Annotated in this window: 20 protein-coding genes; 7 read left to right on the plus strand and 13 right to left on the minus strand. The window is 57.6% G+C overall.

Annotated features, from left to right (window positions below; genetic code table 11):
* Window positions 1-7 precede the first annotated feature (7 nt).
* Window positions 8-367 (minus strand): type II toxin-antitoxin system toxin MazF, encoded by a 360-nt coding sequence (gene mazF / locus FFM53_RS21355; protein WP_138387133.1) that lies wholly within the window; start codon window positions 365-367, stop codon window positions 8-10.
* Window positions 367-630, minus strand: coding sequence for a type II toxin-antitoxin system antitoxin MazE (gene mazE / locus FFM53_RS21360; protein ID WP_037063579.1), 264 nt, complete (start codon window positions 628-630; stop codon window positions 367-369). Before mazE ends, mazF begins: the two co-directional genes overlap by 1 nt.
* A gap of 643 nt (window positions 631-1,273) precedes the next feature.
* Between mazE and FFM53_RS21365 the strand changes: the two genes are divergently transcribed.
* On the plus strand, window positions 1,274-2,029 hold the full coding sequence (locus tag FFM53_RS21365) for an IS1595 family transposase (protein ID WP_138387134.1): 756 nt from the start codon (window positions 1,274-1,276) through the stop codon (window positions 2,027-2,029).
* Here FFM53_RS21365 and FFM53_RS21370 read toward each other — a convergent pair.
* Both FFM53_RS21370 and FFM53_RS21375 read right to left on the minus strand, forming a co-directional pair.
* Window positions 2,026-2,487: a hypothetical protein gene (locus tag FFM53_RS21370; protein WP_138387135.1), complete on the minus strand. Its 462-nt coding sequence runs from the start codon at window positions 2,485-2,487 to the stop codon at window positions 2,026-2,028. The genes FFM53_RS21365 and FFM53_RS21370 overlap by 4 nt on opposite strands.
* A gap of 209 nt (window positions 2,488-2,696) precedes the next feature.
* Window positions 2,697-3,398 (minus strand): uracil-DNA glycosylase family protein, encoded by a 702-nt coding sequence (locus FFM53_RS21375; protein WP_313905151.1) that lies wholly within the window; start codon window positions 3,396-3,398, stop codon window positions 2,697-2,699.
* A 481-nt stretch (window positions 3,399-3,879) separates the two neighbouring features.
* Between FFM53_RS21375 and FFM53_RS21380 the strand changes: the two genes are divergently transcribed.
* Entirely contained in the window at window positions 3,880-6,378 is a 2,499-nt protein-coding gene (locus FFM53_RS21380; protein ID WP_138387136.1) for an NAD-dependent epimerase/dehydratase family protein, read from the plus strand.
* A gap of 584 nt (window positions 6,379-6,962) precedes the next feature.
* On the opposite strand, the gene FFM53_RS21385 is transcribed toward FFM53_RS21380, so the two are convergent.
* Both FFM53_RS21385 and ctaD read right to left on the minus strand, forming a co-directional pair.
* The gene (locus tag FFM53_RS21385; RefSeq protein ID WP_246413028.1) at window positions 6,963-8,603 is read right to left on the minus strand and encodes an adenylate/guanylate cyclase domain-containing protein; all 1,641 of its coding nucleotides are present in this window, start codon (window positions 8,601-8,603) and stop codon (window positions 6,963-6,965) included.
* 777 nt (window positions 8,604-9,380) lie between these two features.
* Window positions 9,381-10,976 (minus strand): cytochrome c oxidase subunit I, encoded by a 1,596-nt coding sequence (gene ctaD / locus FFM53_RS21390; protein ID WP_138387138.1) that lies wholly within the window; start codon window positions 10,974-10,976, stop codon window positions 9,381-9,383.
* Window positions 10,977-11,533: 557 nt separating this feature from the next.
* On the opposite strand from ctaD, the gene FFM53_RS21395 reads away from it, so the two are divergent.
* Window positions 11,534-12,181 (plus strand): BON domain-containing protein, encoded by a 648-nt coding sequence (locus FFM53_RS21395; protein ID WP_138387139.1) that lies wholly within the window; start codon window positions 11,534-11,536, stop codon window positions 12,179-12,181.
* A gap of 315 nt (window positions 12,182-12,496) precedes the next feature.
* On the opposite strand, the gene FFM53_RS21400 is transcribed toward FFM53_RS21395, so the two are convergent.
* From FFM53_RS21400 to FFM53_RS21410, 3 genes are all read right to left on the minus strand, one after another.
* Complete coding sequence (locus FFM53_RS21400; protein ID WP_130685717.1) at window positions 12,497-14,041, minus strand: FAD-dependent oxidoreductase; 1,545 nt, start codon at window positions 14,039-14,041, stop codon at window positions 12,497-12,499.
* A gap of 354 nt (window positions 14,042-14,395) precedes the next feature.
* Window positions 14,396-14,695: a helix-turn-helix domain-containing protein gene (locus tag FFM53_RS21405; protein ID WP_138387140.1), complete on the minus strand. Its 300-nt coding sequence runs from the start codon at window positions 14,693-14,695 to the stop codon at window positions 14,396-14,398.
* A 386-nt stretch (window positions 14,696-15,081) separates the two neighbouring features.
* A complete protein-coding gene (locus FFM53_RS21410) occupies window positions 15,082-15,582 on the minus strand; it encodes a PTS sugar transporter subunit IIA (RefSeq protein ID WP_130657961.1) in 501 nt (166 codons plus the stop codon).
* A 495-nt stretch (window positions 15,583-16,077) separates the two neighbouring features.
* On the opposite strand from FFM53_RS21410, the gene FFM53_RS21415 reads away from it, so the two are divergent.
* From FFM53_RS21415 to FFM53_RS21425, 3 genes are read left to right on the plus strand one after another with little or no spacing between them, the layout of a single operon-like run.
* Window positions 16,078-16,491 (plus strand): DUF5602 domain-containing protein, encoded by a 414-nt coding sequence (locus tag FFM53_RS21415; protein WP_138387141.1) that lies wholly within the window; start codon window positions 16,078-16,080, stop codon window positions 16,489-16,491.
* Window positions 16,488-17,015, plus strand: a complete 528-nt coding sequence (locus FFM53_RS21420) for a plastocyanin/azurin family copper-binding protein (protein WP_173883618.1) — start codon at window positions 16,488-16,490, stop codon at window positions 17,013-17,015. The genes FFM53_RS21415 and FFM53_RS21420 overlap by 4 nt, the downstream gene beginning before the upstream one ends.
* A 40-nt stretch (window positions 17,016-17,055) precedes the next feature.
* Window positions 17,056-17,916, plus strand: coding sequence for an ATP-binding protein (locus tag FFM53_RS21425; protein WP_246413029.1), 861 nt, complete (start codon window positions 17,056-17,058; stop codon window positions 17,914-17,916).
* 8 nt (window positions 17,917-17,924) lie between these two features.
* On the opposite strand, the gene FFM53_RS21430 is transcribed toward FFM53_RS21425, so the two are convergent.
* Window positions 17,925-18,776, minus strand: coding sequence for a LysR family transcriptional regulator (locus tag FFM53_RS21430; protein ID WP_130660652.1), 852 nt, complete (start codon window positions 18,774-18,776; stop codon window positions 17,925-17,927).
* A 569-nt stretch (window positions 18,777-19,345) separates the two neighbouring features.
* Between FFM53_RS21430 and FFM53_RS21435 the strand changes: the two genes are divergently transcribed.
* Window positions 19,346-20,242: a universal stress protein gene (locus FFM53_RS21435; protein ID WP_138387142.1), complete on the plus strand. Its 897-nt coding sequence runs from the start codon at window positions 19,346-19,348 to the stop codon at window positions 20,240-20,242.
* A gap of 160 nt (window positions 20,243-20,402) precedes the next feature.
* On the opposite strand, the gene mnhG is transcribed toward FFM53_RS21435, so the two are convergent.
* The 3 genes from mnhG to FFM53_RS21450 are packed head-to-tail and all read right to left on the minus strand — an operon-like array spanning window position 20,403 to window position 21,516.
* A complete protein-coding gene (gene mnhG / locus FFM53_RS21440) occupies window positions 20,403-20,765 on the minus strand; it encodes a monovalent cation/H(+) antiporter subunit G (protein ID WP_130660650.1) in 363 nt (120 codons plus the stop codon).
* Entirely contained in the window at window positions 20,762-21,043 is a 282-nt protein-coding gene (locus FFM53_RS21445) for a K+/H+ antiporter subunit F (protein WP_130657956.1), read from the minus strand. The genes mnhG and FFM53_RS21445 overlap by 4 nt, the downstream gene beginning before the upstream one ends.
* Window positions 21,040-21,516, minus strand: a complete 477-nt coding sequence (locus FFM53_RS21450) for a Na+/H+ antiporter subunit E (RefSeq protein ID WP_130685713.1) — start codon at window positions 21,514-21,516, stop codon at window positions 21,040-21,042. The genes FFM53_RS21445 and FFM53_RS21450 overlap by 4 nt, the downstream gene beginning before the upstream one ends.
* Window position 21,517: the final 1 nt, after the last annotated feature.

Below are 21,517 nucleotides of genomic sequence, written 5' to 3' on the forward strand. Positions count from 1 at the left end.
TGGCCGACTAAGCAGGGTCGATCATGCTGACCACTCTGGCGACAATTTCGTCGATGGTGGAGGCATCCAGCGTGTCGACATGTTTGGCAGTCTTTTGCTTCACCCGCTCCAGGATGTCGAGTGCTCTCACCTGATTGCAGAGAGCCACACCGGTCGTTTTGTGGCCTGAGATATTGACGGCAAGACCGGCTTTGCGGGTGAACGCACCGCCCGTCGTAATGGGAACTGTAAGGCACATGCCGACCAGATTGATTTCACGAGGGGTGATCACGACACAGCGATGATCATCCCTCATTTCATTGCCTACAACGGGATTAAGGTCGACGAGAAAGACGTCGCCACGCTTTGGAATGTTGCTTCGGACCATCAGAACACTTCGTTACCAACGGGCGTGCTAACATTCCACGAGGCCGCTTCTTTATTGAGCGCAGCCATTTCATCTGCTCCTTCGAGCAGCTCAGCCAGCGTGTATCTTTTCTTTCCCTGCTTCGGGGTCGCCACAAGAGACCCATTATTGACAACCAAGGTCAGCTCTGTGCCGACTTCGACGCCGAGCATCTTCAAAAGCGCGGGAGGAATGCTAAATACGGTCGCGCCGCCCTGACGGCGAATCTTTGCTGTGTTACTCATCTGATGAACTCCAATTGTGCTACTTAAATAGCACATTCTTCGAATGAAGCAAGGTGCCCTGGCAAGCTTCATGGATATTTTTAACTCCTGGCCTTCGCTTGGACTGTCACGCGTCAACGCAATTCGAATCGACTCCGGATGATATCCCTGGTATCGGGTCCTTATGTTGAGATCGATACGAATAGAGCGCTGACCTTCCGCTTCCGTCCTTCGACGGAGCTGTCCGCTTATGTCCTGCGTATCGACCGGAAATCGGAACATGCTCCAGAAGCGAATTCCCATCCTGAGGCCGAACTCTTACGACCCCTTCTTCGCAGGAGACCGGAGGTTCGAAATACGACCAGTGCGCCTGGCCTGACCCGAAAGAAGGCTTTGGACAGCATCCGCTCCTGCGGCCGCATGGTCGCGATCTCGATCCGGAGAAGGTCTGGTCGCTCTCTGAGGATGACGCCCATGGCCTGTTCGTTGACTTCCGCTGGGCGGACAACGGCGGCCAGCCTTATGCCCGCGCTGCGGCTGTTTTGAGCCGTACAGCGTCCGACGTCGCCGCTTTCGATGCTCGGAGCCGGAGTGCCGCGCCGAGTTCTCGGTGACGTCCGGGACCGTGTTCGCCAACCGGAAGCTCTCGTTCAAGAAGATCATTATGGCGATCTGGGAGGAGATCACGGCCGCCAAGGGCATGGCGGCGCTTCACCTGAGCCGCAAGCTCAACGTCCAGTACAAGACCGCCTACGTCCTGTTGCAGAAGCTCCGTGAGGCCGTCGGCCTCCGCCGAGAAACGGTTAAGCTTCAAGGCATCGTGCAGATTGACGGGAAGTACGTCGGCGGCGTCCTCCGCAAGGCCAACAAGAAGGAAGAGCGAAAGGACGGGCGGAAGAAAGAGAATCAGAACGGCAAGCGCATGTGCGTCCTGGCGCTGAGGGAGGCGAACCGACACGCTCCGAACCGCACTCTCACGCGGGTGATCATGGATGAGAACGGCAAGGACGCCTGGGCGGCCGTCGCCAAGCATGTCGACCCGAAGGCGCTCCTGATCGCCGACGAGCATAAGGCGTATGACGATCTCATCGGCCTCGTCCAGTTGACCCGCGTGAACCATAGCCTTCAGTACCAGGAGGAAGACGGCACGAACTCGAACGTGATCGAGAGCTTCTTCAGCCGCGTCGAGAAGGCCTACAAGGGCATCAACCATCGCTTTTCGACGAAGTACCTCGACTGGTACATGGCGATGCTGTCGTGGAAGGAGGACACGCGCTACATGGGCCTGCGCTGGCAGTTCGCCGATCTACTCCGCACGATCACCTCCAGACCGACGTCGCGAAACCTCTGCGGGTACTGGCAGTGCGCCGCCCAGAACATCGTGGACCAGGTGTGGCTGCAGGGTGAGCCGCCGGACTAACGGCTGATTTCCCAGAGGTGACGGCGACCGTCTGCGGTGCCAGCCTGTCGCACCAGTCCCTGCTTCACCAGTCCGTTCAGCGTTGCCGAGAACCTGCTGGTGAGGGCAGATTCCAAGCGTGCCGCTTCGCTTCCGAGGTCGGCCTCGTTCGCGAACCGCTCGGCGATCTCTGCCGTCGTCGTCGGGCGCTCCGCGCGGCGCAGGATGTCGAGCACGATGTGACGGTTGTTCTTGCCCTTCAAAAGTTTGGTGACGCGACCGCTCGCCGTTTCTCGGGACGAGGCGCGGCGTGCCTTCGAAGGCGGCGCAGCCAGTTCGAAACTGGGGTCGTAAACCCTGATCACCGTCTCGAATGCGGATTTCTGAGCTTCGAGGACGACGCTCTCGCGCCGCAGCGCTTCCATCTTGCCGCCGATCTCGACCAACTTCGCTTTCAATTCGTCTACGACTTCCACCATACGCAGCACTCCCAAGGCACCCTCAGGAGATAGCATCAGCCCTCATCGGAATCTTGTGGCAACTGCTCCATAATGCCGAAAAGATCTGAGTTCAGAGAATTTCGGTGCGGCAAGTTTTCCTCTGCCCGACAATCCGGGTGACTACATTCCGCGCAGAGCGATGACGAAGCGGTTAGAGGTCGGGAATCGGGTGAGTTGGAACACCAGGACTACCCACCGAGTTGATCGATAGAGTCATCATGACGCCGGCTGGTTAGGGGAGCAGCGCCGCCCAATATGGCAGCAATCCGGTTGCGTAGATGAGGAGCCAGCTCCTCCTCGAACCAAGGGTTGCGGCGCAGCCAGACTGTACTGCGCCACGAGGGATGAGGCAGCGGGATCACTGCGGGACCATGAACGCGCCATGCGCGGACGGTCGCGGTCATCGAACGCCCCGAAGCGTGTTGCAACGCCCACCGTTGAGCGTAACCGCCGACCAGAAGCGTCAGTTCCACTTTTGGAAGACACGCGAGGAGCGACCGTCGCCAGAGCGCGGCGCAGCGCGGCGGTGGCGGGTAGTCGCCGCCTTTCGGATTGGTCCCGGGGAAGCAAAAGGCCATAGGGGCCACGCAAATTCGCGGGTCTGTATAGAACGCATCGCGATCCAACCCAAGCCACTGGCGCAAGCGATCGCCCGAGGGATCATCGAATGGAAGACCGCTCTCATGCACGCGTCGTCCCGGTGCCTGGCCGCAGATCAAGAGGCGCGTCTCAGTGGTTACCTGAACCACCGGGCGTGGTTCGTGGCCGAATTCCGTAGCACACGCCCGACACGCACGGATTCTCGCAAGCAACGTGTCAAGTTGCACCTCTTCCAACCCTGTGCGTGTTTCGCGGCTCGGCAGGTCGAATTTAGTTGCAGCAGTCTCCACCGTCGCTCCGGTCTTATTGCCGCTCTGCTCTCTGATCGTGCAGGCTGGCCAATTACGAATGTAGGAACTTGAGTTGGATTCGACCAGCTGCGACTTGCGCCGCGCGACCGTTCGCCACGCCAGTCTTAGTTCGTTAGCAGGTCGGCGACGCGACAGAAATCCTTGGTAGCGAGGGAGTCTTAGCAACAATATTGGTGTATTCAAATTCGCGTTAAAATCGTTTTTGTTGAGGGATCAGATGCCATACGCTCGGCCTAAGGCCTTGAGCGAATGACGTCTTGTGTCGAAGCGCTGCCTACCGGATTCGCCCTCGTCGTGCTCGTCAAACTGCAGGCGCTTCCTGTCCGACAAAGTCGCACTGCACGATGAGACTGCTTGTGACTGTGTGGCAGACCACGGACTGGCAGACAGTTCCATATCGTACTGACGCGGTTGTCAGGCCGGCTTAACTTTGCCTGGAGCGAAATCAAGGTTTAACATCATGTCAGCGGGTTCCACCTTTGTAACAGTCACGGATACACGGCCCGTTATTCTGATTACCGGTGGAACCGGGAACCTCGGACGTTCGATCGCTCGAGCACTTGGTCCGGATTACCGCATCGTTGCACTCGATCGGATGGCACATGATGCAGACATCCCGGTATTTGAATTCGACATTAGATCTGACGCTTCCGTCGAGCTCGCCCTTTATAGGTTCCGCGATATGTTCGGCGAGCGTATCGCCAGCGTCATCCATCTCATTGCCTTCTTTGACTTTTCCGGCGAAGACGACCCGCGTTACCAATCCGTCAACGTGGAGGGTACTCGTCGCCTTCTGAGCTCGTTGCAACGATTCGATGTTGGGCAGTTCGTCTATGCAAGCACCATGCTCGTGCACGCTCCGTGCAGCCCAGGAGAGCGCATTGACGAGCGCCAGCCGATTGATCCGCGCTGGGCATACCCGAAATCAAAAGCCGCGGCCGAAGAAGTGGTCCGCGCCGAGCACGGAAAAATCCCATACGTCATTCTGCGGCTGGCAGGTGTTTACGATGAGCGCACAATGGTGCCGACGGTGGCCAACCAAATTGCACGAATTTACGAGCGGGAATTCCAGAGCTACTTCTATTCCGGCAGCACCCTTGTTGGCCAATCAATGCTGCATCGCGAAGATATGGTCGACGCCTTCCGACGCGCCGTCGAGCGCCGCGCAGAGTTGCCGCTGGAAACTGCGATCCTGATCGGGGAGCCAGATGCGATTGGCTACGATGCTCTCCAGGACAAACTTGGCTATCACCTTCACGGCAAAGACGATTGGCCAACACTGCGCTTGCCAAAGTTCTTAGCCGCGGCGGGCGCGTGGATGCAAGGTAGGCTGGAGCCACTGATACCGGATGTCATCGATCAGGGTGAGGAACCATTCATCAGGCCGTTCATGGTTGGCATGGCCGATGACCACTACGCGCTCGATATTCGGCGCGCGCGCGACCTGCTTGGCTGGGAGCCGCGACATCGGTTGACCGACGAACTGCCTCGGCTCATCGCCACTCTCAAGGCCGACCCCGCCGACTGGTATGACGCCAATCGCGTTGCACCTCCGGCGTGGTTCGGCGAGGCCGCGGGTGCCGGAAAAAACGCTGAACTTTTGAGGGTTCAGCGCAAAACACGGCTCAAAACTGAGCACGGCGCAAGCCGCTGGGCGCATTTCGTCAATATCGGCCTCGGCACCTGGCTTCTCACGCAGCCGGCGCTGATAGACGTTTCCGAGCCGCTTCTGCGCAGAAGCGAAATGGCACTCGGCGTCGCGCTCATCGTTTGCGCCGTGCTGGCGTTGTCTTGGCGCGCGTTGTGGGCGCGCTGGCTCTGCGCCGGCATCGGCGCTGTGGTCATGGCTGTACCGTTCGTGTTTTCGACGGCGAACGCCACAGCGTATCTCTCCGACACGCTCGTTGGGGCCCTGATCTTCGGCTTTGCGGTCTGCACCAAACCCGAGCCCGGTCCTTCGGCGGTGGCCGCGCTGACCGGTCCGAGCGTCCCCCTCGGGTGGAGCTACAACCCGTCCGCCTGGACCCAGCGCTTGCCCATCATCGTGCTGGCCCTGATTGGCCTATATGTTTCCCGATATCTCGCCGGTTACCAGCTTGGCTATATTTCGGAGATATGGGACCCATTTTTTGCTGGCTCGCCCTCTGATCCGCAAAACGGCACCGAGGAGATTATCACTTCCTCAGTTTCGAAAGCCTGGCCGGTCTCCGACGCAGCCGTCGGCGGTTACGCCTATCTGCTCGAGATTCTCACTGGCATCGTCGGCTCGCGCATGCGCTGGCGTACGATGCCGTGGCTGGTCGTGCTGTTCGGCCTGATGATCGCACCGCTCGGTATCACTTCGATCGTGTTCATTATCATTCAGCCGGTCATCATCGGCACGTGGAGCACCATCGCCCTGATCGGGGCGGCGGCAGTCCTTGTGCAGATTCCCTATTCGCTCGACGAACTGCTGGCGACGTTGCAATTCATGCGTCGCCGGATCAAAGCAGGCCGGAACTGGCTGCGCGTGCTCCTTTTTGGCGACACCGACGAGGTGCCGGAGAGCGAGGCGGATCAACCCTTCCAGGACGAGTTCGACCGCTCGCCGGGTGCCGTGTTGAAGAGTATGATTGGAGGCGGTGTCAGTCTCCCGTGGGCGCTGGCTCTTTCTGCGTTGATCGGCCTGTTCTTGCTTTTCACGCGCCTGACGCTCGGTGCTGAAGGGAACATGGCGGATGCGGACCATGTGATCGGCGCGCTTGTTCTGACCGTAATTTCGATCGCTGCCGCGGAAGTCGCGCGGCCCGCTCGGTACCTGAATGTGCTTCTAGGGTGCACACTATTCATCACGCCGTTCGTCTTTGAAGCGAGCCTTGTTGGGACCCTCGCGAGCATCGCGGCCGGGGCCGCCTTGATCTTGCTCAGCGTGTGTCGAACTCCAATAAGAGAGCGTTACGGGAATTGGAATCCTTATTGAGTGGAGCGCCGTCCTGCTGCATAATTCTCCCGACTTAGCAAATGCCACAAGACGGCTTAGGATGGCGACTGGGCCGTCATCGTTAGGGGTGGAAAAACGGTGCCGGACAAGACCACGTCAGATTCTCCGGAAAGGGAGCGCCAAGCCGCCGCCGCACGTACTCGTTTTGAGAAAGCTACATTGGAAATAGCCTCAGAGCACCGCTTCGGTGGACCCAATGCGGTATCTACAGAGACAGAGATCGAGATAATGGAAGAGGCCACTCGGCTCGTAAGGGAAGCTCGTGAGGGCGAATAGCAATCTGGCTCTTATGGGATTTGCTACATAATTCTTTAATTCTCTGGATTGCCAATTAAGAGGCCACTCAATCGGCACTGCGCGGAGCGAGTTGTTGTGTTCGCGTAGACCGATGTTCATGCCTCACGTCGTCCCGCCCCCTAATCTGTGATCGCGTTCCAAGAATGAAACGGGAGTTTCTCCACGGAGACTACATTGGAGGTTCTCACGACCAGAAGCTTGCCCGTGAGGTGCACCGGCACTGACCAGGCGAGGTTAAGGGTCTAGCCGGCAAAATGCCAGGAAAATTAGCCCTCGAAGGCGGCAAGGAGCTTCGCCAGTGCACCATCGTCCCGATAGGGAAATGTTCTTTGCACCAACTCTGGGCTCAACCGTGGCTGGAGGCTACGCGCCTCGACCTCATTGTACCTCCGCCGTACTTCGTCACCGCGCTGAGCATGAGCTGCGGCGAGCAAAATTAGGGTCCGCCACGACTTGCTCGGAATATTCTCGAAATCCTCGACGGCGGCATCCGGACGGCCTTGCTGCAATCGGATAATCCCCCTGACGGTCCAGAACCACACAGGCGGATACTTCGTCCTCCTAAAGCATTCTTCGATTTCGGCTGCGGCCTTTTCCAAACCACCAATGTAGTGAAGCAACTCGGCATGATCGGCGCGAATCTCCACGTCGCTCGGCGCTAGGTCGCGTGCTTTGACGTAGTGGGATTCCGCGCCATCATAGTTTCGCATCGACACTTGAACCAATGCCGCCGCGTAGTGTGAGAAGGCATGGTTGTTGTCGAGCCGCAAGGCAATGCGCGAGATTTCTTCGGCGCGATGCAGTCGCTCGATCACTCCTTCCATGGAGAAGCGAAAAGCCAGTGCTATGGCATACGTCGCATGTGCGTCGATGAGCGCTGGATCGAGTTCCGTCGCTTTCTGGAAGAAGCGTTCTGCGTCGGGCAGCAGATGTTTCGCGTCGAGCATCCTGCCGTAAAGAAAATTCTCGTATGCGGACCAGGAAGCCTCCGGTTTCTTCGCAATGGTCTTTGATGCAGTGGAAAGCACTTTGTCAACGACGAGCGACACGATCTCCGCCGCTACCGATTCGATGGCGTCGATATCGCAATCCGCAGGAAGATCGAAAGCCCTCGACCAGAGGATGGATGTCGCCGAGGTGCGCAGGAACCTGACGTTTAACCGGAACGGACCCGCCCCATGAACGCCGGTGCTGACCGTGTAGTCGTGGGAACGGCTGCCCATTTCAGCCGTCGAGGCGGACGCGACGTCGATCCAGTGCCGATCCGAAAGGAACTGTTCGAGGCCGGAGGTGATCAGCCCCATGACGTCCTGCTGATGGGGAAGAGCCGAAGACGCGACCCCAACTCTGACCAGGACTTTTTCCTGATCCAACGATGCTGCCGCTTCAGCAATGCGCGACGGCTCTCCTTTCACGGTTCCCGCGTGACGCGGTTGCCAGTTCCAGACGCGAACGGGGCGCTCGATATTCTTCAGACGTTTTTCCCCACCCTCTACGAACTCGCCGCCGATCCGCGCGGCGATCTGGTGGTAGACACCATCGGTGATGCAAATGCCCCCGGGCACGGCACCCGCTTCAACCCGAGAGGCGACGTTTACTCCGTCACCGAACATATCCGTGCCGTCAACCAGCACATCGGCAAGGTTGATCCCAATTCTGAGAACCATACGAGCGATTTCTGACTCGCGGCGCACCAGTTCGCCTTGGATCGCCATCGCGCATTCGACTGCCCCGGTGGCAGAATCGAATACAGATAAAGTTCCGTCGCCTATCAGCTTGAATATCCTGCCGCCATTACGCTCAATGTTCGGCGCGATTACGTCAGCCTGCAACGCCTTGATCAAAGCAAGGGTCGCTTCTTCGTCACTCTCCATGAGGCGGGAATAACCAACCACATCCGTGGCCATGATTGCTGCCAGCCGTCGCTTGACAGGAACGCTAGCCATTAGCCCTCCGAGTAGTTCCCACAGATCGCATCCACGAAGTTTGGCGAGACTAACACAGAACAGTTTCTCCGTCTTCCGAAGGGCGGAGTGGTCGACTTGACTGTTATCGAAAATTCCAATCGATAAAGGACAGTGTTTACGAGCACGTCGACCGCAGGCTGCCCCTGCAATACGTGGATATTGGACCCCAGCGGCTAAAGAACATAGCGAGGGCCGTCCATGCTTATCGTGTGACCATTCAGCAGACATCCGAGAAGGTGCTCTCGATTTCCGCGATCCAAACCTTCGCGACTAATTGGCTGGCCCCGCGCCTTAGGGCATTCCAGACCGGCCCACCGCGATCTCGGGTTGAGACAGGAAGCTATGAGCCGCGTGGTAGATTTCTCGCGCGAGCCGTTTGGCCTCGGCATTCGCACGGGTATCCATGGAAATCCGATCACAGATTAGGGCGACGAGGACAATGTGGGGGCGCAACACCGGTTACGGTTAAGGCGCAGATCGCTTCGGAAGGTCTCCGACTCGGTGCGTTGGTGAATGAGGTCGCCGAGCGGTCAAGCATCTGCTTGAGGAAGAGTCGGTTTGCGCTGATCGGTGCGTTGAATCGCGACATGGCCGCCGCTTAGCTGATCGGCGAGCACGCGGGATGTTACTGAATTTTCAGAGGGCGATTGCCGCGCGTTTCATCGCGATCGGCCGAATAACGTGTGAAAAAGAGCGGCCCACATTGGATAGAGACCGTTAGAGAATGCGCGGCAGCTGGTCCCATTGATGGAAAGGCGGCGGCGAAGGCAAATGCCACTCGAGCGTCGTTGCCCCTTCGCCCCATGGATTCGCCCCCGCCTGGCGTTTTCGACTGAAAGCCTCCGCGACCGTGATAAAGAAGATAATGAGCCCGACCGTCGAAATATACGACCCGATCGAAGACACGAAATTCCAACCCTCGAACGCGTCGGGATAGTCGGCATAGCGTCGCGGCATGCCAGCCAAACCGAGAAAATGCTGAGGGAAGAAGGCGAGGTTGACGCCTATCAATGTCAGCCAAAAATGCAGCTTGCTGAGCATTTCGCTATACATGTAACCCGTCATCTTCGGAAACCAGTAATAAAAGCCGGCGAAAATGGCAAAGACGGCACCCAGCGACAGCACATAGTGAAAGTGAGCGACCACAAAGTAAGTGTCGTGAAACATGCGATCAATGCCGGGGCTGGCAACCATGATCCCGGTGACGCCTCCGATTGTGAAGAGCAGAACGAAGCCGAGAGCCCAGAGCATGGGTGTCTTGAAATCGATCGATCCGCCCCACATGGTTGCAAGCCATGAAAACACCTTAACGCCAGTCGGAACAGCGATGACCATCGAGGCGAAGGCGAAATAGCGCTGGGTGTCCACAGATAAGCCAGACGTATACATATGATGGGCCCAGACGACAAAGCCGATCGCGCCAATCGCCACCATTGCATAGGCCATGCCGAGATACCCGAAGATCGGCTTCCTGGCGAACGTCGAGATGACATGGCTGATGATCCCGAAACCAGGCAGGATCATGATGTAAACTTCGGGATGACCGAAGAACCAGAACAGATGCTGGTAGAGGATCGGATCTCCGCCGCCGGACGGCGCGAAGAAGGTCGTCCCGAAATTACGGTCGGTCAGAAGCATTGTGATCGCACCTGCCAGCACCGGCAGGGATAGGAGAAGCATGAAGGCCGTCACCAGCATCGACCAGGCGAACAAAGGCATCTTGTGCAGCGTCATGCCAGGCGCACGCATATTGAGGATGGTCGTGATGAAGTTAATCGCGCCGAGAACCGAGGAAGCTCCTGAAAGGTGGATCGACAGGATGACGAGATCGACCGCGGGCCCGGGCTGGCCGTCCGTCGAATAGGGTGGATAAAGCGTCCAGCCGCCGCCATGGCCGAACGTGCCGGGCGCTCCTGGAACGAAAATTGAGGTAATGAAAAGGATAAGCGACGCCACTAGCAGCCAAAACGAGACATTGTTCAAGCGTGGAAAAGCCATGTCTGGCGCGCCGATCATGATTGGCACCATCCAATTGCCGAAACCACCGATAAGCGCCGGCATCAGGACGAAAAAGATCATGACCAGCCCGTGGGCGCTGACGACAACGTTATAGATACCCGTATCGTCAAATATCTGCAGGCCCGGTTTCTGAAGCTCCATGCGGATCAACACCGAAAGTGCGGTACCGAGAACGCCGGTCAGGATCGAAAATAACAAGTAGAGCGTCCCGATATCCTTGTGGTTGGTCGAGAAAAACCACCTAACGAGAAACCGGGGCTTTTGATGATCCAAGGCTGGCGCTGGGTTAGACATAATCTGCTTCCTGCTTTCACGACGGCACGCCAGCGGATTCGCAATCGAGGACGTTTCCAGTCCGCAATGTGCGTCTTTGGATAGATGTTCTGCCGCGGGCGGAGCAGACGCGGACGTTTACCGCGGACATTACTCGCTCCCATTGGAGTACAGCTGATATCGGTCAGGCACTTGAGCTTGGCAGCTCGAAAACTAGAAAGCAAACGCGATTAAATGCTGGATAGATGCAATATTCTTGCATTGAAATGGAGCGCGCCGCGCGGCGAGACCCAATACGCGGAATGAAGAACGGTTCAGCCTGAATCGCGATGGACGCCTGCAGGGTTGAGGTCGAGCTGTGTCATCTTCAATGCGGTACTTCTACCTGTCATGCCGATAAGCTTCAGAAATTTTGCATTGAAACAATAATCAAATTCATTTGTCACATAGATGCAGGTCGCCGTATAGTCGGGGTCACCAGCGGCTGTGCATTTCGATCCTAGCTGTATGCACCCAATCCCAGCCGCCTCGATCGGCACAGCGGGATCCGATGCATCGGACAAAGAAAGGCGACTATCGTGAACGACAGCAAATTGAGACAGGATATCATCGACGAGCTCGACTTCGAACCGAGCGTTGATGCGGCGAACATCGGCGTAGCCGTCGAGAACGGCATCGTCGTACTGACCGGGCATGTTGCCACATACCTTCAGAAAACCAGGGTTGAAGACGTCGTACGTCGCGTGAAGGGCGTTACGGGTATTGCCCAGGAGGTCGAAGTTCGACCGTTCGGCACCAATAAAACCGCGGACGACGAAATCGTGAAACGAGCGCTGGACCTGATTAAATGGAACACCGCCATTCCGGTGGATGTTGTCCAGGTTAAGGTCCAGAACGGCTGGGTCACTCTCACCGGTGACGTGGAGTGGCAATATCAGAAGAACGCTGCGTCTGACGCCATCAAGGGCCTGGCGGGGATATCCGGTGTCGCGAACAATATTACCGTCAAGCCGCATGCCTCGGCCTTCGATGTCAAGAAGCGCATTGAAAATGCCCTAAAGCGCAATGCCGAACTTGAGGCAGCCGCGATCAAGGTAAATGTGCTGGACGGCAAGGTCACGCTTGAGGGCCGTGTCAACCTCTGGTCGGAACGCAATGCAGCCGAACATGCGGCATGGTCAGCACCAGGTGTTAACCTGGTGGTGGATCGGATCACAGTAGCCTGAGCCAAATAGGATGCAAAAGGGGAGCGGATTCGTCCGCTTCGCTTTCCTCTTCCGTCCTGGGTCAGATTTTGATTGGAGGCGCTTATTTTGGCTTCTTCTGTATCACCGACGTTAGCATCCTCGTAGGACGGGTATCTGCTTTAGCGTCGCGCCATCCATCCCCCAGGTTGTCGCGCCGGAGATGAGGATGATGAGCCGCGTCCCGCAGGTCGAACTGGAAGACAGCACAATGCTGCTACAAGCCTCTGTCTCCAGCAAAGATGCCAACGTTTGATGTCGCGTGCCGCAGCATTTTTTCGCTCCTATCTCTTGTCTCTACGTGGGTAACATCCGATTGGCCATCGCCCGCTCGAACTCAAGTTCGGCGCGAACTCCAGCCAAATCCCGATGAACAAAGGCGGCGGCCACCTTCTCGCCGCCGCGTCGATACGTGACTGTGCAGTCATTTTCTGCCAAATTCCCGTCGATCTCCGTCTCGTCCCATCCTTCAGCATGACCGACGTAGGCTAGACTGAGATCGTACTGTTCTGTCCAAAAGAACGGTACGCAATCAAATCGCTCGCGTTTACCGAGCATGTTGCGGGCAGCGGTCTGACCCTGGCGCTCGGCAACCACCCAATGTTCCACTCGAAAGTTCTCGCCGGTAAGTCGGTCGGGCCATCGGGCGATGTCGCCGGCGGCGAAAATCCTCGGGATACTGGTCTCCAGGTATGTATCGACCATTACTCCGCGATCGAGCTTCAACCCGGCTTGCCGAGCCAATGTTAGGCTCGGGCGCACGCCAATTCCTGCGACGACAAAGTCGGCTTGGAGAACCTCGCCATTCTTCAGCATGACGCCATTCGCGCCGATCGCGGCTGCCGTCGTGCCGAGGTGGAAGGTTACGCCACGGCTTTCATGAAGCGCTTGGATGTGCCGGCCGAGGTCGTCCCCGAGAACCCGTTGCATGGGGATTGTTCCGGGCCCGACGACATGCACCTCGACACCCCGAGCGCGGAGGGAAGCGGTGACTTCGAGACCAATAAAGCCAGCGCCGAGCACCACGGCCCGACGGGACTCCACTGCCTCGGCGGTCAGTGCGTGGGCGTCCGCAAGCGTTCGTAATTGGTGGACAGGAGGGCGTCCGTCATCGGCGTTTAGCCGCACCGGATCTGCCCCTGTGGCCAGCAGGAGGGCGTCGTAGGCATGTCGCGTCCCGTCTTTGAGTTCGACGTGCCGCCCCTTCGTGTCTATTACGCTCACCTGCGCCCGCAGCTTGAGGTCTATGTCCTGAGCCTGGTAGAATTCAGGTGAGCGCAACGGGAGCGAACTTTCGGTGGCAGTCCCCGAGAGATAGCCCTTCGATAGATTGGGTCGGTCATAAGGACCTGCCTCATCGGCGCTCAGCATCGTCACACGCCCGTCGTAGCCCTCATTCCTCAGGGTTTCGGCCGCCGCATGGCCGGCAGCGCCGCCGCCGACGATCACAATTGACCGTGGCAGACCGTCACGGGTTGGAAGCGATCGGCGCGCTACCGGCCCGCGCCGCGCCCGAACCATTATGTGACCATCGGTTTGCTCGACGTCAAAACACGGGATTGATGAAAAAGCTGGTGCGCGGAGCGCCTCCCCGGTTCGAAGACTGAAGCAAGCATGATGCCAAGGGCAACGAACTGTATCCTCCACCATGAGTCCGCCATCCAACGGCGCGCCGTAGTGAGTGCACACCGATCCCACGGCGAATATTTCCTCGCCCCGGCGCGCAAGCAACACATGCTCGTCGCCGACACGACCGGCGAGCATGCCACCATCGGCAAGTTGGCTCATCGGGATGCCGACGCCGAAGTCAAGCTTTTGGGAATCATTTGTCTTGGAGCTCATAAAAGGCCTCTCACTGGCATGGCTACACCGGCTGCGGTGCGCGACGTAAATCACCGCGTCGCACTGATGCGCTCGTCCTTTCGAATTCTCAGCCCGCTCCCTAACAGAGAAACCGCCAGCGATGACGTCCAGTCACGCTCCTGGCACACGAGGCGTGCAGAGAGTGCGGGAGCGCGCCGCGTTGTCCCATTGGCTGAGGGAGGTTCGGCTAACTCTCCGGAGCGTAACGCAACCGACACTATGTGACAAATGAAACGAATTGACCTTTGAGTGCAATTATATTGCACCGAATTCCAACGTTTCCGGACAAACCGGCCGCGCGGCATGTATCACGCCGTTGGGCCGATCGCGCACCTATGGCACTCGGTCAGGTGCAACTATCCCGCCTTCATTCTCCAATATGGCGATACGTTTAGCATCAGATCTCGTAAATTTCAGACGCACACCGATGCCGCGGCCGTTGTCAGAAATGAAGACCGCGCCGGCCTGTTCCAACGCTGCTTGCAAGGCAGACACTTCCTCATCGGTTGGTCCCGTGAGTTTACTCTCAAAACGCAAGATGCTCTCGATGCTAACACCTGCAGATATTGCGAGGCGTTCGCGCGAGAAGTCGATTAGTGCGCGCGCCGCCCGACATTGCGAACCGTTGATCATAATTCACCTTTCCCAGCAAAACATCAGCGCAACTTTCGCCCGGGCTGATTTCAACGCGAGCTCGTGACCACATGGTTGCTGCAACTACCAATCGTCCGTTTGAGCTGCCGATTATATCGTGTTTCCGGCAAACCGTCTGGGCCAACCGCAAGGCCGAGACGGGCCGTGCGAATTGGTGCCAATGAACATTTTTCCTCTGGAAATATCGTCGTCCTTCGGAAAAACAAGTTCTACTGTTGATCCCATGTCCACGACATTTCCGGTGCCGCGACGTCGGCTGTCTGTGCGCGTTGGAGCAACAGACCGAGCAAATCGCGGAGCAAGCTACGACGGCAAGGTTGTTCGCCCCCTGATCCGTCATGCCGATGGCGATTAGTCGCATTCCTTCATCTGAGGGACACCGATATGGCGGCGCGCTCTGGGACTGGCCAGTCGATCGCTCGAGGATCGCCATCTAGGATGGTTATCACCTCGTCAGAGGATTGTGCCAATCGGAGCCCCTCGCGGATCCGAGGTGCCCGAAGCATCCGGCACAGTTGTGCGAGCGCTGGCAGGAAGGCGGCAGCGGCAGAGCGCGGCCAAAGAAGAGTGAAAACAAGGTCGACGGGATCGCCGTCGGCGCTGCCGAAATCAATAGGAGCGGCTAATCGGGTGAACGACGCAACAGGCTTTGAAATCGAATCGAGCAGAGAATGCGGGACAGCGATACCACGGCCGATACCCGTTGCTCCGCTACTTTCGCGCTCCCAAAGGCCACGGAGAACAGCCTGATCATCAGCCTCGATCCTCTGCGCAATATTAAACGCGATTTTGGATAGCGCCGAATGCTTCCCCTTCGTCACAACGTCAAGGAAGATGTCTTTCTCTGACAGGTTTTTGAATATCATCGTGGTTGCCTCTAAGCCGAGCCGCGCCCATGCGAACGAAGCGCGTTTGGCACTCCGTCTGCAGCGGGGTCACATTGGATTGGGATGCTGGCGGACCCGGACGCGATGCCAGTGAATTCGCGCCCGGGCTAGAGGCCTGCTTTAAGGCGTCGTGGTTCTCGAAGGTGCAAGAAGATATTCATAGCTCTAAAGATGGGTGCGGTTTTTTTGAAATCAAGATAACCGCAGAAACAGCGAATCTAAGTTGCGTTTGCAATCGAATGAAATGTCTACTTCCAATTGGGGCGGTGGATGGCGAAATCATTATGTGTGAGGCGATTGTTACGTACGTGGTGGCGGCCACTACTCGGTGCAGAAATACTGCATTAAAATTCCATGTTATTTCATTGGACTAATATTATCGGTAGCTTTTGAATGGCTGTGCGCGACAGATCGAAGCGGCCCATGGCTGCCGAACTTTTGGCAATCGCGAGTTAACGAAAAAGGATCTCCCCGATGAAAAAGCTGCTGCTCGTACCTGTTCTTACACTCGCCACGTCGGTTTGTGCCATGGCAACGGATGACTTCGCAAAATCGCCACCGGCCGCCCCCTATCAGCAGGTTAGCAAGCTGGTGAAGTTACCTGATTTTTTGCCTGGCATGGGCCAACTCTTCGTCGATCCGGCGACACTGCCTGCCGGTCCGTTCCTTGCTTATGATCACGACGGAAAGCTTGTCAGCACGATTTATATGCTGCCGACGAAGGATCTTAACCCGGAAAAGACATTCGATAATCTTGCAGCGCCCGGCGGCAATGTCGACCATGTCGACGTCTACTACAATGCCGGCCATCCCGGCGTCGAAGAGCCACATGTTCATGTCGTGCTGTGGCATGTCGCAGCGGACGGCGAAGCGGGTGTCGCCAAATGACGGTCGCGCGGCGTGATGTGCTGAGCTTGGGTGGCGGGCTTCTCGCCGCCCTTTCCCTGTCCCGAAAGGATGTGTGGGCCCAAGAGGTGGTGGAGATCAGAATGCAGGGTCGCTCGGATGGCTCACATGTCTGGTTCGATCCGATTGGTGTTTTGATCAAGCCCGGTCAGATGATCCGATGGATCAACCAAAACCCCGGCAATTCGCATACGACCACAGCCTATCATCCGACAAACTTCGGGAAACCGTTTCGCATTCCCGAAGCCGCAAACTCCTGGGATTCAGACTATCTCCTGCCCGACGAGAGCTTCTCCGTCACCTTCACGGAGCAAGGGGTTTATGACTACTACTGCATCCCCCATGAGCACGCTGGAATGGTCGGTCGCATTATCGTCGGGAAACCAGAAGTACATGGTGGCTGGATGGAGTCGGTTGCTGCAAGCCGTGGCCTCCCGGACGAGGCCCTCAAGGCGTTCCCGATGGTCGAAGAGATTATGGCGAAGCGGATAGTCCGTCGTTTGTAAAGAGCCGTGGCGACAGGTTCGGCAGTAGCCGACCAGGCGAATGGATGAGGACGGTGCGGACGGGAAATGGTGCTTCCTGACGGCGTCGGTGAACAGAGAGATGGGCAACATGACAGACAACACGGCGTTTCCGAAAGAGGTTTCGCTGCCATCGCAGGCGGAACGCAGCAGTCGCGCGCAGGCGGTCCAACAGCGCGAACGCGGAATGTATCGACTTTCGACTTTGGGCGAGATGACCGGCGGTATTGTCCATGATTTCAGGAACCTCCTGGCGATCATAGAATCCGGCCTGAGGCTCGCCGAATCTAAAGCGGACCACCCCGAGAGCGTGCGCGACTATATTGCGGCGGCGCGGGAAGGCGTCAATCGAGGTGTCGAGCTAACGTCGCAGTTGCTCACATTTGCGAACTATAAAAAACTCGACCTCCGAGCACGAGACCTGAATGAGCTCATCAATTCTTTCAAGCCTATCCTTAAATATGGGACGGGAACAAAAGTCCGTATTCGGCTCGTGCTTGGTTCGGACGTGCCGAACTGTGGGCTCGATCCGTCGTTGTTCGCGGCAGCCCTACTCAATCTGGTGCTCAATGCCCGGGATTCCATGCCGTGCGGCGGGGAAATCTCAGTACTTACAGAGCGTTTTGTCCAGACGGACATTGCAATCAGTGAGCCACCGCCGGGAACCTATGCGTGCCTTCGCGTCAAGGACCAAGGCTGCGGAATGGATCCAGATCTATTGCAGAAGGTGCTGGACCCCTTCTTTACGACCAAGGGCGAGAATGGCACCGGGATGGGGTTAGCCCAAGTGCATGCGACTATTCAGTTAGTTGGCGGTTATTTACGCATTGCCAGCGAGCGAGGATCCGGAACCACGGTCGATCTCCTGTTTCCATCGATCTGAGCCGCCGCTTAGGCCTGTATGTTGCCTCTAGAGATAGCGTGTAATCCCGTCAATGCAGCGCCTACGACGCTCTCGTCGGCATTCGCAGACCTCACCGCGTAAACTGGATACGAATATTGCGGCATTTCGGGTACCAGGTGGAGCTGCCCCGCCGCTATATGCGGCTCAACAGCGCTCATCCTGAAATATCCGGAGCCGCCGCTCATCAAAACATAACTAAGGGCCAACGTGCCAAGATCGAATGACAGGTTCGGTGTGACATCTGGGAAGTTCATGTCGTGGTGCAGCACGAAATCGGGTCCCCAATCCATATGGACGTAGTTCGCCTCCTCAAGGCGCTCTACTTCCGGATTTGTCGTCACAAGCACGAGCTTTTCTTCCACCAGCAGCTCGATTTTCAGGCCTGGGCGATGCTGCGGCGCATACATTATCGCCACGTCCACTATCCCTGAAGCGACCTGATTGATCAGGTCCTGGGGCACGTCGACGTGCACGCGAAGCGCGATATCAGGGAGAGTCTGGCGAAACCATCTGACCCAGTTAAGCAAGAGCGGTTGAGCAAGCGTGACTTCGCTGCCTATCGTTAACACCGCTCGGTGGCCTGCTGGTACTGCGACCTGTTGACGAGTGCGCTGCCACAACTGGACGAACGCCGGTGCGTGGCGCAGAAACTGCTCGCCAGCAGGTGTGAGAGACGCTCCAGCCTTGTTTCGAATGAAAAGCGGCCGACCAAGCAATTGTTCTAAATTGCGAATTCTAGCGCTGACCGTCGTTTGGGCGACATTCAAGCGTTCTGCGGCGCGAACAAAGCTACCCGTTGAAACGATTTCCAGGAAGGTACGGGCAAGCTCAATATCCATCGGCGCATAGCATAAAACTTGCGTTCAAATGTCAATCAACTTCGTTTGTCAACTCCGGGACGAGGTGTGAGTTTTGGTGAACCTATCTGGCGTGCAACCCTGATCTCGCTGCAAGCGGTCGTGGGGGAGGGGTCGGAAACAAGCCTTCGCTGCCGACAGCGTCGGGTAGCGTCATCTTCTGGTCGCGCAGCATCGCCGTCCTCATGGGAATCACCGGGGTTCCCGCCGTTTCGCTTATGCGTCCCAGTGCCCTCGACTTGACTCGTTGATGCTCGCGGGCGAAGATGCTGCTATGAAGACCCGCGACATATACTCCTGCTCTTGCATCCGGATCTGCTCTATCGCAGAGCACTAGACCCGGACCGGGTTCTGTCGCTCCCGCGTCTTGGGTTCAATCTACATAGCTCCTGCTTTTGTACGCGACGAGTTTGCGAAACCGCAACTTACGCTGGAACATCCAGTCGGTCTGCGGTCGCGAAGAACGTAGCCATGCGGTCGGCAAAGCCTGCCGCTGACGTGCCGGACCCGCATCGAGCGACCGACGCGTCTCAGATCATGGGAATAGAAACATGTTCAATCCTTCACTGGATGTGTCGGGCGATGCAGTCGTCAACCAGGTACCAAGTCATATTGTTTTCGCCACCGACTTCACGGCGCGATGTGATCGCGCGCAGGATCGCGCGGTGCAGCTTGCCATCGAATGGAATGCCAGTCTCACAGCTGTTCATGCAATCGACGATGCCGGCGTAGCTGCCAACGCCTCGGTCCGCCATGCTCACCAGGTCGCTGCGCGCCGAAACGCCAAGCGCCTGCGCGAAGATCTGGCAGGGGTCGAGGGTCTTCGCTCGTCCGTTCACGTCGAAAGCGGAAGACCGGCAACAGTAGTTCAGGCACTGGCGACGAGAGAGCGGGCTGATCTGATCGTCACCGGCCTGGCAGGAAGCATGATACTGGGCGTACTGCCGATGGGCAGCACCGTAATGGCTCTGGCGAGGTCATCACTTGTTCCGGTGCTCGTGGTGAAGAAGAAGCTCCTGGACACAAGGTCACGAACGTTGGTGGCCACCGACCTAACGGCGTCGTCTAGCACCGCTTTGCGGGTTGCCCTGAATTGGTTCCCCAATGGCCGGCATGGACTCTTTCACGTTATCGATCCGCCTTACCGGATGTGGGCGGAGGACAAAGCGGCTTACACACGCCAAGTTGAACAGTTCGCGATCGGTGAATGCGCGAGGTTCGCCGTCGAGGCCGCTGGCGCGGCCGCGCGGAACAGGTTCGATATCACTGTGAGAGATGGTGACGTGGTGGACGCCCTGCGCCCCGTGGTAGACCAGGGGGACCTCGACCTTGTCATTGTTGGGACCCATGGCCGCACAGACGTGATGAATTTCCTCCTGGGCAGCGTGGCATCTCGAATTGTGAATGAGATCGAGAGTGATGTGCTGGTGGTTCCTCCAAGTTTTTAGTGAGGTCCGCCCCGGAATGCCGACGTTAGGCTGAGCTGAATAGCGATGAGTTTGCTGAGCCCATCCTGGAGACGCGCCGGACCGAGACCCGCGTGTGGGGCAACGTCTGTTGGCCATCGTCCCCTGCATGCGCCCCACGTGCCACCGCAGAAGTGCGACGTTAGGGTTCGACCTGGCCGCTCCGCAGCGGCACATCGGGATTCTTTTCAAACCTGTCCCGATATAGCGCCGCCCTCGCAAGAAGCATCAAGGTTACCGGAGTAGTCACAGTGATGAAAACTCCGATCAACACTTCGTGCACTATCAGGCGACCTCCGGCCACGCTGAAGAACAGGATGGAAGCAGTCATGATGCCGCCGGTTCCCCAACTCGTTGAGAGGGTAGGAGCGTGAATGCGCTCATAGAAGGTGGGCAGTCTCGCAAAGCCGATGGCCCCGATCAAGGCCAACCCCGCCCCAACGAGAATGAAGAAGGCGATAAAAAGAGCCAACCAAACCGGCGTGTCGGCAGCGGAATACGTCATTCGATCACTTCCCCGCGCATCAGGAACTTGGCCATGGAAACGCTCCCAACGAAGCCAAGCAGCGCGATCACAAGGGAGGCTTCGAAGTACACGGTCTTTCCGGTGCCGATACCGAAGACTGACAGCAGCAGCATTGAGTTGACGTAGAGCGCGTCGAGCCCGAGGATTCGATCCTGCGCGCGTGGCCCGTAGAACATTCGCACAGACAATATGGCGATGGCGATCGTCAGCATCAGTTGGGCAAGGCTGACGGCGGTGAGTATGATGATCGTGCTCATGAGAAAATCTCCAGCAGCAGCGTTTCGTAGCGGTTTTTGAGAAGATCCCGCCATTCGTCCTCGTCATCGAGATCCAGGACGTGAAGCAGAACCGAGCTGTTGCGCGAGTCGTATTCGAGCCAGGCGGAGCCCGGAGTGCCCGTAACGATGATGGCAAGGACCGCGAGAGCGGTAGGATCTTTCAGCTCGAGTGGGACATTGATGAACGCAGACCGATGCCCCCTTGTTCGTCCTCGTAGAATGACGACGCTCGCGCTGATGTTCGAGCGGATGATGTCGAGCATCACGAGGCCGAATAGCTTTGGAAGGAGATACCATTTGCGCAATTTCGGCTTTTCCGGTCGCAACGCGGCCAACGCCCAGGTCGAACACACTGCGACGATGCTGCCAAGCAGCACTTGGCCGATCGTGACGCCATTGAGCAGGAGCCACATCCCCAGTAAGGAAATCGTCAGTAGCGGATACGGAAACATG

The organism is Rhizobium indicum (assembly GCF_005862305.2).
In the GTDB taxonomy this organism is placed as follows: Bacteria; Pseudomonadota; Alphaproteobacteria; order Rhizobiales; family Rhizobiaceae; genus Rhizobium; species Rhizobium indicum.